The following is a 13665-nucleotide window of genomic DNA, read 5'->3' on the forward strand; positions in this document are numbered from 1 at the left end:
CCGATACGACCTCACGATGAAATAGCGATGTCGCGCAGCGTTGTTAACTCACTCAGTGCAGACCCTTTTTGATAATTTTCCCGGAGCAGCTTCTTGGTAAATTTTTTCTGATCTCCAGAAAGGTCGGTACCTTGAATTTAGCCATCTGGCTTTCGCAAAACCGGAAGAACTCGTCTTCGGTTATCGCTTCGCCTTCATTTAATACAATGAAGGCCTTAATGGCTTCGTCCCGAATCGAATCTTTTAAGCCAATGATGGCAACATCCATTATTTTGGGGTGAGTCGAGATAATGTTTTCCAGCTCCACGCACGAAATATTTTCACCGCTGCGCTTTATCATGTTGCAGCTTCGTTCAACGAAGTAGAAATACCCCTCACTGTCGACATAGCCATAGTCGCCGGTGCGTAGCCAGCCGTCGGCGCTCAGCGTTTTAGCGCTCTCTTCCGGCATCTGGTAATACTCTTTGAATAGCGTTTCTCCCGGTATGCCTTTGATATAGATCTCACCGCATTCACCTGCCGCCAGCTCGTTACCCTGATGGTCGCGAATTTGGGCTTCATAACCGATACCGACCCGGCCAATAGATGGCCAGCGACGTTTGTCGCCCGGGCGATCGCCAATCACGCCGACGATGGTCTCTGTCATGCCATAAGAAGTCAGTAGCTTGACGTTAAAGCGTTGCACAAATGCGTTTTTATCCTGTTCAGAAAGATTGAGATAAAACAGGACTTCACGCAGGCTGTGCTGTTTCTCCCATGGCATTTGGGGCTGCATCATCAGGGTTTTAATCATCAACGGTATGCATTCGGTTATCGTTGCACCATGTTTACAGATTTGCCCCCAGAAGGTGCGGGCACTGAACTTCTCCAACAGCACCAGCGTTGCTCCGGCGGAGAAAACCGGCATGGAGGCGGTACACTGACAGTCAATATGAAACGCGGGCATCGGCGTGAGATAAATATCGTCTTGGCGCAGCGTGCATTGCCAGGCGGTGTAATAACCGGCAAACCTCAGGTTATAGTGAGTAATCACTACGCCTTTGGGACGAGACGTGGTGCCTGATGTAAACAAGATTTCGGCAGTATCTTCAATGTGTAGCGTTTCGTGGTGGATAAGATAAGCGGGTTGTACCCGTTTTAGCGCATGGAAATCCAATACGTCTGGCGGTAATACGGCATCTTGAGGCTGGTTTATCAGTATCAACTGCCGTAACGATAGGCCGTCTTGCTGTCGAATGTCTTGATACATCGGATAAAACTCAGCGCTGGTCACCACGAGCGCGGCTTCACACTGAGCGATAATATAAGCGCTCTCATTTCTGAGCAGGTTCGCGTTAACCGGCACCATGACGGCACCAATCTTGGCTAAACCAAACCAACAGAAGAAAAATTCAGCGCAATTGTTGAGATGCAGTGCAACCCTGTCGCCTTTGGCTACTCCCAGCGTATGAAACAGATTTGCCGTGCGGTTAATCTCTTCATTCAGTTCACGATAGCTATATTTGCACGCAACGCCCTGCTGGTTTTCGACAATCAGTGCCGTTTTATCATGGTACTGCTCGGCAAGGTTATCCCACATCTGGCGTAAGTTTTCTTTACCTACCATATCCATTCAATACCTACCCAATCATGCTGTCACTTTTCCGGTGGGTGGTGCAATGACGCGATAAACCATAGCCCGGTAAGGGGCTATGGTGAGTTAAAGCCACGTCCTTATTTGGCTAACCCTTTGGCTACCAGCGTTTGTATGTCTGCCGCGCTGTAACCAATGTTGGTCAAAATGGCCGACGTATCCATACCGTGAGTTGGCATTCCGCGCCAGATTTTTCCTGGGTTATTCTTAAACTTAGGCATGACGTTTGGCCCTTTGCAGTCGCGGCCATCGATAGTTTGCCAATGTGTAATAGATTCACGTGCAATATACTGTGGATTATGCTCCAGTTCAGGAATAGTTAACACTTTGGTTGATGCAATTTTAAGCTCTGCAAAGCGCTCAAGCACGTGTTCAATCGTTTTTGTTGCCAGAAACTGGTCCAGTTTGTCTTCCACCAGTTGGCCTACCGGGCATTCGATTCGGTGAATCAGCTGGGTATCTTCCGGCACTTCCGGCGTTCCCCACAGGTGAGAAATACCCATATCTTTGAACATTTCTTGAATTTGGGTAATGCCGACCAGCTCCATTACAATGTAGCCGTCTTTGCACTGGTACAGACCGCAGCCCATATAGTAAGGATCTTTTCCTTTAGTCATGCGCGGACACACTTCGCCCCCGTTGAAGTAGTCCATCATAAAGTACTGACCCATACGCAGCATCACTTCGTACATGGCGACGTCGATACTTTCGCCAACGCCGGTTTCACGGACTTTATGCAGCGCCGCGAGGGTGGCTGTCGTGACGGTCATGCCAGAAAAGTAGTCGGCAGTATAAGGGAAGGCCGGCATTGGCTGCTCTTTATCACCGTTTTGGATCAGATATCCGCTGAATGCCTGAGCAATGGTGTTATAGGCTGCCAGATTGGTGAATTCGTCCGTGCCGTATTGGCCAAAGCCAGAAAGGTGAGCAATCACCAACTTCTTATTGTGCTCCCACAGCAGCTCATCGGTAATGCCGCGACGAGCAAACGCAGGGCCTTTACTGGCCTCAATGAAGATATCGGTTGTTTCGATGAGTTTTAGGAAGGCTTCCCGACCCTCATCTTTAAAAATATTCAATGATAGGGCGTGTAGATTACGCCTTGAAAGTTGAGGATAGTTGGGCTGAACTCGGATCGTATCGCCATAGGCAACGTTTTCGATCCAGATAACCTCTGCTCCCCATTCAGCCAACATTTGCCCGGCAAAGGGACCGGCGATTTCAATACCGGAAAAGACCACCCGCAAACCGGCAAGAGGGCCAAATGTAGGCATGGATAACCGTTCAGACATAGATATTCCCCTTCTTTAATAGAAACTGAACTAGCATGCCTTTATGTCAGTCGGTGGCAAAAGGCATCCCATTCATCTGATGATTGTGCTTAGCGGTACTGTTTTAGTACGGCACGGCCAAGAGTCAGAATTTGCATTTCATCAGAACCACCCGACACGCGATCGACGCGCAGATCTTTCCAAAAACGGGTAACCCGATGTTCACCGGCAATACCGATGCCGCCGAGCACCTGCATGGCTGAGTCAACCACTTCGAAGGCCGCGTTAGCGCAGTAGTATTTACACATGGCGGCATCGCCCGAAGTCAAAATGCCGTTGTCTTCTTTCCAGGCCGCTTCGTACAGCATGTTTCTCATGTTGGTGAGCTTAATTTGCATATTGGCAAATTTTTCCTGAATCAGCTGGAAACGGCCGATGGTTTCGCCAAACTGGACGCGTTGGTTGGCATATTTTGCTGCATCTTCAAAGGCGCAGTAGGCGGTACCGTAGTTAGTCAGCGCGACTAAGAAACGTTCTGCATCGAACTCTTCTTTTACCCGGTTGAAGCCATTGCCTTCACGGCCAAACAGATCGGATTCTTCAAGCTCAACGTTATCGAAAACCACTTCGCAGCAGCTGTCCATACGCAGGCCAAGCTTCTCAAGCTTATTCACCTTGATGCCCGGTTTTGTCATATCGACAAACCACTCTGAATAAATGCTCTCTTCAGATGAAGAATCACGGCTCATTACCACCAGATAAGGGGTATAGGCGCTACTGGTAATAAAGCATTTGCTGCCGTTGAGATACACTTTGCCGTTTTTACGCGTGTAGTTTGTTTGCAGGCTACCGACGTCAGAACCAGCACCCGGCTCGGTAATGGCGGAGTTCCACATTTGCTTACCGGTACCGCGGAACGCCATGATCTTATCGATCTGTTCTTGGGTACCTTCGCGCAGTACGGTATTGAATCCGCCGGGAAGTTGGTATAGCACGTAGGTTGGCGCGCCTAAACGGCCCAACTCTTCCCACACGGCGGCGAGTGTAACCATACCGGCGTCTAAGCCACCGTGTTCTTCCGAAATCAGCAGGCTATCGATGCCCATATCGGCCAACTGTTTGACGAAGCGCTCAGGATAAACGCTGTTGCGATCACATTCGGCAAAGTAGCTTTCCCAGTTTTCAGTGGCCATCAGGTCGCGCACGCCGGAGACAAATAACTCTTGTTCGTCTGTTAGTTTAAAATCCATAGCTTGATGCCTCATCTGTTCATAAAATATTCATAATAGGAAATTCGGTAACGGTATTCGGCTAACTCTTCCAATGATTTTTCTTCGCATCTTTCATAAATGAAACGATGATCAGAATGTTGACAAAGAACAGCGGACATCCTCCGACTAAAATGGCGGTCTGAATTGGTTTTAGTCCACCCAAAGCCAGAAGAATAATACCGATAACGCCGACTAATACTGACCAGCCAACCCGCACCCATACCGGCGGTTCGTCATAGCCGGTGGCGCCCTTACAGGTCGACATGGCCAGCGTGTAGGAACAGGCATTAATAAGCGTTAACGTGGCGATAAAGCACAGGATGAAGAACCCCCAGATAGTGACGGTGCTTAACGGCAGCGCCGCCCAGGTTTCAATAATCGCCCTAGGCACACCGTACTTATCAATCAGGTTTGGAATGTCCAATACGCCTTTATTGATCAGGTTCAGCGTATTGCTGCCAAGGATGGTCCAGAGGATCCAGGTAGAAACCGTCAGGCCGCCGACCATGCCAAGACAGAGCTGACGCACGGTTCTGCCTTTAGAGATACGGGCGAGGAAAATACACATCTGGATGCCGTAAACAATCCACCATGCCCAGTAGAAAACGGTCCATCCCTGTGGGAATCCACCCTTACCGACCGCATCGGTATAGAACATCATGCGGGCGAAGTTAGTTAACAGCAGGCCAACCGAGTCGGTGAAGTAGTTAACGGTAAAGGTTGCACCGCCGACGATAAACACCCATGCCAGAACGATAATGCTCAGGTAGGTACGAATATCGCTGGCGACTTTCACCCCTTTTTGCAGGCCGAAAGCCACGCATAGTGCGTTGAACACCACCCAACAGGAGATAACAATCGCGTCAAGCTCGAGGGTATGCGGAACGCCGAACAGGTATTGAATACACTCGGTGACCAACGGCGTGGCCAGGCCTAAGCTGGTTCCCATGGCCAGAATCAGCGCAACCAAATACAGGTTATCGACAATAACGCCAATCATGCCCTTGGAAAGCTTTTCGCCAATTAACGGCTCAAGCGTACCGCTTGGTCTGATAACGTTGATCTTCTTAACAAACATAAAATAGCCAAAAGCAACCGACAGAAAGCTGTACGTCGCCCACGGCAAAGGTCCCCAGTGGAACAGGCTATAGGCTAACCCATACTCTTTAGCGCCCGTCGAGAACGGTGCTAAATGGAAAGGGGGCGTTGATATGTAGTAGTAGATCTCTATCGACCCCCAGAACAGCACCGCGGCTGATGTGCAGGAGGCAAACATCATAAATATCCAACTGGCGGTACTGAATTCGGGCGCTTCTTCGCCTAATTTTTTGTTGGCAAAGGGGCCAAATATTAACCAGAACCAAAAGGCAAACATAATCACCATATACCACTCGAAGGCCCAGCCCCAATCGTTAGTGATATATTCAAATACGGCGTTGATTATTTTATTCGATGCATCTAAGTCTCTTACGGTTAAATAAGAAAGAATTGCGACGATAATAAGTGATGGGTAGAAAACTTTTGGTTCGATACCAACTTTTTTAGCGGTATCTTCATTTTCACTTTTATTCATTTATGCTTATCCTATTTTATATAGGAGTCCTCTGCCATTATTATGAAAATAATATATAGCAAAAGATGCCAAAGATATTAATGCTCAAACCTTAAGCTATCGACTATTGTTTACGTTGAGAAGTGAGTTTGAGTATTAAAAATATTTTTCATTAAATTAAACCACTGCCGAGTTGTGTTTCCATAAATAAACGACTATAAGTCGCCTTAACTTTATTACCTTGCCGCTTAAAGTCTAGGTACTTATGGATTTAATAGTGCTTGTGGCTTGCTTAATAAACCTTGATCGAAATCAATATAAAATAGAAACTGGAGGGGTCGAAGTAAGTAATTTCAATATTGGTGATAGAGGTATTGTTTTCAATATTGGTGATGTGTGTATTATTTTCGGCATTAACGCTGTGATAACTTTACTCCGTGAAAGTAAATTTACTATTCCCAAATATAGGTATATTGGCTAAATATCTTTTATTAAAAATATAGTTTGTTATGTGGGTTATATATTCTGTCTTTTAGCCTGTTCTATATTTCTAATTTTAAGATTAAAACGTATCAATTTTTGAGAATACACCAAATTTCAGATTAACGATATTTTTCAATTACCCCGGAAAAGATCAGCGATCGGCATTGGAGAACAGATGAATATTATTGCATGCTATAAATTGGTTCCAGAAGAACAGGATATCGCGGTCAACGCCGACGGTTCGCTGGACCTGAGCAAGGCTGAGTTTAAAATCAGCCAGTTTGACCTTAACGCCATTGAGGCCGCCGTTGAGCTAAAAGCGCTGGCGGGGGAAGGCAATATCACCGCCATGAGTATCGGCGCAAGCGCCTTAGACAATATGAAGGCGCGCAAAGACGTACTGTCTCGTGGACCTGATGAGTTAACCGTTGTTATTGATGAGAGCTTTAGCCATTTACCCGCTTATCACACCGCCAGAGTGCTGGCCGCCGCGGTAAAAGACAGGCCGTTTGATGTGATGGTCTGTGGCGACGGTTCGGGGGATTTGTACTCTCAACAGGTCGGAATATTAACCGGTGAACTGCTGGGCATTCCCTCCATTAACGGCGTTAGTAAAATCCTTTCGTATCAGGGTAATACGCTGAAAGTAGAGCGCGCCTTAGACGATGAAGTCGAAGTGTTAGACATTCCGTTACCCGCGATTATTTCAGTTTCGACCGATATCAATGACCCTCAAATTCCTTCAATGAAATCCATTCTGTCTGCGGCTAAAAAGCCGGTTTCAGTGCTGCATATCGGTGATTTAGATATCGGTGAAGTGCCTTCGCTGATTGAAACCGTATCGATTTTGGCACCAAAACAGAAACAGCGGATGCGCATCATTATTGACGGTGACGGCGAAGAACAAATTGCTGAATTTGCAGAACATCTGCGTAAAGTTCTTAACTGATTGGGGGAGATATGAGCAAGCTTTCAAACGTATGGGTATTTAGTGATAACCAATCCCGCTTAGCCGAAATGACGGCAGGTGCCGCCCAGTTAGGCGACTGCGTCTCGGTGTTTGTACTGGGAAATCAGGCTGACGTTAGTACGGCGCACCGGTTAGGCGCAACAAAAGTGTTTTCGCTGGGCGAGCGGGCTGCCGATCGTATCGTTGAAGATTATGCCGATACCATGGCCAATGCGATTGCCGACGGCGAGAAACCCACGCTGGTTTTGTTACCCGCCACCCGCAGGGGGAAAGCGCTGGCGGCTAAATTAGGCGCCAAGCTTAATGCTGGCGTGTTCAACGATGCCTCAGACATCACTATCGTTCAGGGTAACGTTCAGGCTAAGCATATGGTTTACGGCGGGCTTGCCATTGGCGAAGAGCGAATTGTTTCGCCGGTAGCCGTGGTTTCCGTTGGTGCTGGCGTGTTCCCGCCAGCGGTGCCAAATGATTCCCTCGCCGGTGAAACCATAGTTACTCCGTTCGTTATGCCTAAAACGCCGATTATTTGTGCTGAGGTGCGGGTGAAACAGAGTGAAAGAGTCGATCTGGGCAAGGCCCGTTTGGTGGTTAGCGTTGGGCGCGGGATCGGCAGTAAAGAGAATATTCATATTGCCGAAAGCCTGAGCAAGGCGATTGGCGCAGAGCTTGGCTGCTCACGTCCTTTAGCTGAAAACGAAAAGTGGATGGAGCATGAACGCTACGTCGGCATTTCTGGAATTATGATCAAGCCTGATGTTTATCTGGCGCTGGGTATTTCCGGCCAGATCCAACACATGGTGGGCGCTAACGGTGCGCAGATTATTGTGGCGGTAAATAAGGACAAAAATGCGCCGATTTTCCAATATGCGGATTATGGCATTGTTGGCGATTTGTTTAAGGTTGTTCCGGCATTGACGAAAGTGTTGAAGAGTTAGGATGAGGCTTAAGCGGCGAAATGTAATGTGAGATTAGCGTAGGTTTCGTCCGCAGCCTCTCCCGCCGATTGAGTGTTAGACCATAAGATTGAGCTCTCAAACTATCGTCATCCCGGCGAAAGCCGGGACCCAGCTTTTAGCTAACAGACGATCGCTTGGTTAAGCAGTGAATTTGTCATCAATCTAGGGCGTTACTGCCGATATTAACAGTGTGAAGGTGTGATTATGTCCGAAGATGCATTTGACGCAATTATTGTAGGGGCCGGGCCCGCGGGGGCAGTGGCGGCCTATATTCTTGCCAAAGCGGGCGCAGAAGTGCTGGTTATTGAACGCGGGAATTATGCCGGTAGTAAGAATCTGACCGGCGGTCGGCTTTATGCCCACAGTCTGGAAAAGATTATGCCCGGGTTTGCTCAACGGGCGCCGGTGGAGCGCAAAATTACCAAAGAGCGAGTGTCATTTCTCACCGACGAGAGCGCAATGACGCTGGACTACCATGCGCCAATAACCGATAAGCCCGTGCAGGAGTCTTACTCGGTACTGCGCGGTAAATTTGACCAATGGCTAATGGCACAGGCTGAAGAAGCCGGAGCGCAGTTTATTCCGGGTATTCGCGTTGATAACGTTCTCAAAGATGACAGCGGCAAGGTGACCGGCGTTGAGGCTGGCGGCGATGTGCTTGAAGCTCGGGTGGTGATTCTGGCCGATGGTGTGAATTCAATTCTGGCCGAAAAGCTGGGCATGCTATCACCCCGGGTTCAGCCGGGTTCCGTTGCCGTCGGCGTTAAAGAGCTGATTGAATTGCCTAAAGGCCAGCTTGAAGACCGCTTTAATCTTCAGGGTAACGACGGCGTAGCCTGGCTGTTTGCCGGTTCGCCATCAAACGGTCTGATGGGCGGCGGGTTCCTCTATACCAATGATTCCACCGTTTCTCTAGGCCTGGTGTGCGGCCTGCACCATATCGGAACCTCCAGCAAGTCAGTGCCACAAATGCTGGAAGATTTTAAACAGCATCCGGTGGTTAAACCGCTGATTGCCGGTGGCAAAATGGTGGAGTACGGCGCTCACGTTGTGCCGGAAGCGGGCATCAGCATGGTGCCTAAGATGGTTGGAAACGGGGTGTTGATTGCCGGTGATGCGGCCGGTCTATGTCTGAACTTAGGCTTTACTATCCGCGGCATGGATATGGCCATTGCCTGCGGCGAAGCGGCGGCGAAAGCCGTTCTGGCTGCTAAAGAGAAAAATGACTTTAGCGAGCAAGGATTGTCGGCTTACCGCACGCTGCTGGAAGCCGGAATAATGAAGGACTTCCAGTTCTACAAAAAGCTGCCGTCAATGATGGAAAACCCGCGCATGTTTAACCAGTATCCGAAGATGATGACCGGCATTATGTCTGACCTGTTCACCGTCGACGGAACCCCGGCCCGGCCGTTGCGTAAAAAAATCATGGCGCGAGCTAAACAGGTCGGATATCTGAACCTGATCAAAGACGGAATTAAAGGAGCCGGTGCGATATGAGTGAACCCGTTAACGTAGATCTCAAACTGGGCATAAATAAGTTTTATGTCGATGAAGGTCATCCGCATATTGTACTTAAAACGGATGTGGACATGCAGGAATACCGTAAGCTAATGCTGGCCTGTCCGGCCGGTCTTTATAAGCTGAAAGACGACGGTTCGGTGCAGTTCGATTATGCCGGCTGTCTGGAATGTGGAACCTGTCGGATCCTATGCGGCAATTCAATAATTGAAAAGTGGGAGTTTCCCCGCGGATCGTTTGGTATCGAATACCGGTACGGATAACCGGGGGCAGGGGAACGCCATTATTCTGTCATATCGATGAATTGTCATTTTATAAACAGTGAGCCGTTTCTCGATGCCTGTTGGTTAATAACATGGGCTTAGTCCCCGCTATTAGCCGGTATCTCTGATGATTCCAGACCACGGGACATATGTGCTAATAATGAAAAATATAGCGAAAAGTCATATGGAACAGAAAAAGCAGTTCGATGATATGGGTAATACATCGATCTATAAAAAAATCCTGTTATGGGGAAGCGGCGGCCCCTTTCTTGATGGCTATGTATTAGTCATTATTGGTATTGCGCTGGAGCCTCTCAAAACTGAGCTACATCTTAATGCTCAATGGATTGGTTTGGTCGGTGCCGCAACGCTGGTCGGGCTTTTTATCGGAACGTCGCTGTTTGGCTATATTGCCGATTTATTTGGCCGACGCTTGATGTTTCTGATCGATATCATTGCCATCGGGGTGATTTCTACCGCCACGATGTTCATCTCATCGCCCGTTGAACTGATTATCATGCGGTTTCTTATCGGCATCGTGATCGGTGCCGATTACCCGATTGCCACATCGATGATTGCCGAATTCTCTACCACCAAACAGCGGGCTTTCAGCATGGGGTTTATTGCCGCCATGTGGTATATCGGCGCCACCGCCGCTGATTTTGTCGGCTACCTGCTGTATGACGTTGAAAACGGTTGGCGCTGGATGCTGGGAAGCGCAGCCATTCCCTGCCTGCTGATTTTATTAGGCCGGGTTAACCTGCCGGAATCACCAAGATGGTTGATGCGTAAAGGGCGGGTGGAAGAGTGCCGTAAACTGATGCTCGATATGTTTGGCGAAGAAGTGAGCTTTGAGTTTGAAGAGCCCAAAGCGACCTCTTATCGTTCGCTGTTCGAAAAGCGTCATCTGAAATCCATTATTTTTGTTGGCATTATCTGGACCTGTCAGGTGATCCCGATGTTTGCCATTTATACTTTTGGTCCGCAAATCATTGGGCTACTGGGCTTAGAGGCCGGTAGAAATGCCGTTTTGGGCAATATCGTTATCAGCATGTTCTTCCTGATTGGCTGTATCCCGGCCATGTATTGGCTCAACTCTATCGGGCGGCGTCCTTTGCTGATTGGCAGTTTTGCCATTATGACGATGGCACTGGGCATTCTGGGGCTATTTTCTACTCCGAGTATCGTGCTGGTGGTGATTGCCTTTGCCATTTATGCCTTCTTCTCCGGCGGACCGGGCATACTGCAATGGCTTTATCCTAATGAGCTATTTCCTACGGAAATTAGAGCCTCCGCCGTAGGGGCTGCGATGTCGCTGAGCCGCATAGGTACCGTTCTTTCTACCTATGCGCTGCCCATTTTTATTATTAACTATGGTATTTCAAACGCCATGCTGGCGGGGGCGGCGATCTCACTGGTTGGCCTATTGGTTTCAATCGCGATGGCACCTGAAACCCGGGGGCTATCGCTGGAAAAAACCAGTCAGCTCGGGTATTCAGATTAGCTAATGGATAGCGTCAATCACTTTGGAGCCGAAAATGAGCATTAATACCGACGTTAAGCTATTCGCTTCTTTGGGAAACGGCGTTATCGGCAGCGGCTGGGTTGCCCGTGCGTTAGCCTACGGAACGGACGTTGTTGCCTGGGCCAGAACCCAAGAGACTGAGCGCAACCTTCGCCAGCGGGTGGCTAATGTCTGGCCCGCGTTGCAAAAGCAGGGCCTTGCTGATGGAGCCAGCCAGTCACGGTTACACTTTGCCGGTACCATTGACGAGTGCGTTAAGCACGCGGATTTTATTCAGGAAAGCGTGCCTGAAGACATTGATCTCAAGAACGAGCTGCACATCCGAATGGCTAGCAGTGCCCGTCCTGAGGTTATTATTGCTTCCAGCACTTCCGGGCTTTTACCCTCTGAGTTTTATTTTGGCGTAGCCCACCCGCAACGCTGCGTAGTAGGCCATCCTTTTAACCCGGTCTATTTATTACCGCTGGTGGAAGTGGTGGGCGGGGAACACACCTCGACCGCTGCGGTTAATGCCGCCATGCAGATTTATTGCGCGCTGGGTATGCGTCCGCTACAGGTGCGAAAAGAGGTGCCGGGCTTTATTGCCGATCGGCTGCTCGAGGCTTTGTGGCGCGAGGCACTACATTTGGTGAACGACGGCGTAGCGACCACCGGCGAAATTGATGATGCTATCCGCTTCGGTGCCGGTTTACGCTGGTCGTTTATGGGCACCTTTTTGACCTATACGCTGGCGGGCGGCGATGCCGGAATGCGCCATTTTATGGCCCAGTTTGGCCCGGCGTTACGGCTACCTTGGACGCACCTTCAGGCACCTGAACTGACGGGTGCTTTGATCGATGCGGTGGTTGACGGAACCACTGAACAGCTGGGAACGCATTCCATTGCGGCAATGGAACGCTATCGCGATGATTGTCTGATGGCAGTGATGAGCGCGATTGCTAAAACCAAAATACAGCACGGAATATTGTCTTAGGCTTTGCGTTTGTGATGGGATAAAACCTCAGCCAAAGAGCGCCCGGCCCGCGCTCTTCTGTTTTATCAATCTTCATTATTTTGATTATTTGATATGGGCTCTAAAGTAGTGCGCACCATCGGTAATTGCCCGTTTGGATGATGCCATCATTTTTGAATAGTGTAAGAAACCGTGCAACACGCCCGGATACATTTTGTATTCGCAGTCTACATTTTTGTCTTTCAGGATAGCGTACAGCGTTTCACTATCATCAAGCAGAGGATCAAACTCACTCGAAGCAATAAAACAGGCGGGCATTTGCTGAGTTAAATCATTATTAAAAAAGCAGTAATACGGAGACTGGTTATCCTGCGGTTGTTGTAAATACATCTCTTGATAAAGCTGTAGATCTTCTTCTGTTAAACCATCTAATGCGTTGCCGTAAAGTCGAATAGAGCGGGAGTCTTTTAATCCATACAGTCCATAATACAGGACTAAGGCTTTAATAAATGAAGTATCCTGACGATGATCTCTTAGCCATAAAAAAGTGGCCATAGCAATATGTGCGCCAGCGGAATCACCGACATAGCCGATCGATGAAGTATCAATTTTAAACTGGTCAGCATGCTGACGGAAATAATCAGTCGCTGCGATACATTCCAAAATGGCCTGTGGAAATTTGGCTTCTGGCGATAATGAATAATTAATGCCAATGACGGTACATTGAGATTCTTCAGCCATTATTCGCATTATTCTATCGTGGGTATCTAGATTACCAACAATAAAGCCACCGCCATGTATATAGAACAGGCACGACGCATATTCTTTATGTTTCGGGTAGTACACTTTGGTTGAAATGGTTGTATTTTCAAATGGAACATCGACCGCTAGCGTATGGTCCATTACAGGACCACCCTGATTCCAGTACTCTCGTTCTTTCTGATATTGAGTACGCATGGCTGCATAACTGCCGTCGGAGCGTTGATTATCAATAGTGGTATTGATTTCTTGCTGTTTGATAACCTGCTGCATTTCGTGTGAGAGTTTTTCGAGTAGGCTAATTTTATTTATGTTGTTCATGGTTACTCCGTGATAAATAAAAATTATGTTATTTCATAATATTCCGGAATTAAATTGGTTTTCGCTATGTACTCTAAGTTTAAATTAACTGAATTATTAATTTAATGTTCACCAGTATAACGCATTGTTAGAATATTCAAATGTCATATTTACCCTGTGTGAATAATATTTTCTGGTGACTTTGTTATCCT

Annotated in this window: 11 protein-coding genes; 6 read left to right on the forward strand and 5 right to left on the reverse strand. The window is 48.1% G+C overall.

Annotation, left to right across the window (positions count from 1 at the left end; genetic code table 11):
* Window positions 1-52 precede the first annotated feature (52 nt).
* The 4 genes from caiC to caiT all read right to left on the reverse strand — a co-directional run bounded on the left by caiC (window position 53) and on the right by caiT (window position 5748).
* Window positions 53-1612 carry a crotonobetaine/carnitine-CoA ligase gene (gene caiC, locus GVI43_RS09530; RefSeq protein ID WP_159566632.1) on the reverse strand — a complete coding sequence of 520 codons (1560 nt, stop codon included), beginning with the start codon at window positions 1610-1612 and terminating at the stop codon, window positions 53-55.
* Window positions 1613-1713: 101 nt separating this feature from the next.
* Complete coding sequence (gene caiB, locus GVI43_RS09535; protein WP_159566633.1) at window positions 1714-2925, reverse strand: L-carnitine CoA-transferase; 1212 nt, start codon at window positions 2923-2925, stop codon at window positions 1714-1716.
* Window positions 2926-3014: 89 nt separating this feature from the next.
* The gene (gene caiA / locus GVI43_RS09540) at window positions 3015-4154 is read right to left on the reverse strand and encodes a crotonobetainyl-CoA dehydrogenase (RefSeq protein ID WP_159566634.1); all 1140 of its coding nucleotides are present in this window, start codon (window positions 4152-4154) and stop codon (window positions 3015-3017) included.
* Between the two features lie 61 nt (window positions 4155-4215).
* Complete coding sequence (gene caiT / locus GVI43_RS09545) at window positions 4216-5748, reverse strand: L-carnitine/gamma-butyrobetaine antiporter (RefSeq protein WP_159566635.1); 1533 nt, start codon at window positions 5746-5748, stop codon at window positions 4216-4218.
* Window positions 5749-6385: 637 nt separating this feature from the next.
* On the opposite strand from caiT, the gene fixA reads away from it, so the two are divergent.
* The 6 genes from fixA to GVI43_RS09575 all read left to right on the forward strand — a co-directional run bounded on the left by fixA (window position 6386) and on the right by GVI43_RS09575 (window position 12415).
* Complete coding sequence (gene fixA / locus GVI43_RS09550; RefSeq protein ID WP_159566636.1) at window positions 6386-7159, forward strand: putative electron transfer flavoprotein FixA; 774 nt, start codon at window positions 6386-6388, stop codon at window positions 7157-7159.
* Window positions 7160-7170: 11 nt separating this feature from the next.
* Window positions 7171-8115, forward strand: a complete 945-nt coding sequence (locus GVI43_RS09555) for an FAD-binding protein (protein WP_159566637.1) — start codon at window positions 7171-7173, stop codon at window positions 8113-8115.
* A gap of 225 nt (window positions 8116-8340) precedes the next feature.
* Window positions 8341-9633: an FAD-dependent oxidoreductase FixC gene (fixC, locus tag GVI43_RS09560; protein WP_159566638.1), complete on the forward strand. Its 1293-nt coding sequence runs from the start codon at window positions 8341-8343 to the stop codon at window positions 9631-9633.
* Window positions 9630-9917, forward strand: coding sequence for a 4Fe-4S dicluster domain-containing protein (locus GVI43_RS09565; protein ID WP_159566639.1), 288 nt, complete (start codon window positions 9630-9632; stop codon window positions 9915-9917). Before fixC ends, GVI43_RS09565 begins: the two co-directional genes overlap by 4 nt.
* 184 nt (window positions 9918-10101) lie before the next feature.
* On the forward strand, window positions 10102-11421 hold the full coding sequence (locus GVI43_RS09570) for an MFS transporter (protein WP_159566640.1): 1320 nt from the start codon (window positions 10102-10104) through the stop codon (window positions 11419-11421).
* A gap of 34 nt (window positions 11422-11455) precedes the next feature.
* Complete coding sequence (locus GVI43_RS09575; protein WP_159566641.1) at window positions 11456-12415, forward strand: L-carnitine dehydrogenase; 960 nt, start codon at window positions 11456-11458, stop codon at window positions 12413-12415.
* An 84-nt stretch (window positions 12416-12499) separates the two neighbouring features.
* Here GVI43_RS09575 and aes read toward each other — a convergent pair whose 3' ends face one another.
* On the reverse strand, window positions 12500-13474 hold the full coding sequence (gene aes, locus GVI43_RS09580) for an acetyl esterase (RefSeq protein WP_159566642.1): 975 nt from the start codon (window positions 13472-13474) through the stop codon (window positions 12500-12502).
* Between the last annotated feature and the right edge of the window lie 191 nt (window positions 13475-13665).

This window comes from Budvicia diplopodorum (genome assembly GCF_009800925.1).
Classification (GTDB): Bacteria; Pseudomonadota; Gammaproteobacteria; order Enterobacterales; family Enterobacteriaceae; genus Budvicia; species Budvicia diplopodorum.

What these genes read in the sequence shown, in the direction of transcription:
- caiC (WP_159566632.1), bottom strand. Translation starts at nt 1,612, where the DNA reads ATGGATATGGTAGGTAAAGAAAACTTACGCCAGATGTGGGATAACCTT.
- caiB (WP_159566633.1), bottom strand. Translation starts at nt 2,925, where the DNA reads ATGTCTGAACGGTTATCCATGCCTACATTTGGCCCTCTTGCCGGTTTG.
- caiA (WP_159566634.1), bottom strand. Translation starts at nt 4,154, where the DNA reads ATGGATTTTAAACTAACAGACGAACAAGAGTTATTTGTCTCCGGCGTG.
- caiT (WP_159566635.1), bottom strand. Translation starts at nt 5,748, where the DNA reads ATGAATAAAAGTGAAAATGAAGATACCGCTAAAAAAGTTGGTATCGAA.
- fixA (WP_159566636.1), top strand. Translation starts at nt 6,386, where the DNA reads ATGAATATTATTGCATGCTATAAATTGGTTCCAGAAGAACAGGATATC.
- GVI43_RS09555 (WP_159566637.1), top strand. Translation starts at nt 7,171, where the DNA reads ATGAGCAAGCTTTCAAACGTATGGGTATTTAGTGATAACCAATCCCGC.
- fixC (WP_159566638.1), top strand. Translation starts at nt 8,341, where the DNA reads ATGTCCGAAGATGCATTTGACGCAATTATTGTAGGGGCCGGGCCCGCG.
- GVI43_RS09565 (WP_159566639.1), top strand. Translation starts at nt 9,630, where the DNA reads ATGAGTGAACCCGTTAACGTAGATCTCAAACTGGGCATAAATAAGTTT.
- GVI43_RS09570 (WP_159566640.1), top strand. Translation starts at nt 10,102, where the DNA reads ATGGAACAGAAAAAGCAGTTCGATGATATGGGTAATACATCGATCTAT.
- GVI43_RS09575 (WP_159566641.1), top strand. Translation starts at nt 11,456, where the DNA reads ATGAGCATTAATACCGACGTTAAGCTATTCGCTTCTTTGGGAAACGGC.
- aes (WP_159566642.1), bottom strand. Translation starts at nt 13,474, where the DNA reads ATGAACAACATAAATAAAATTAGCCTACTCGAAAAACTCTCACACGAA.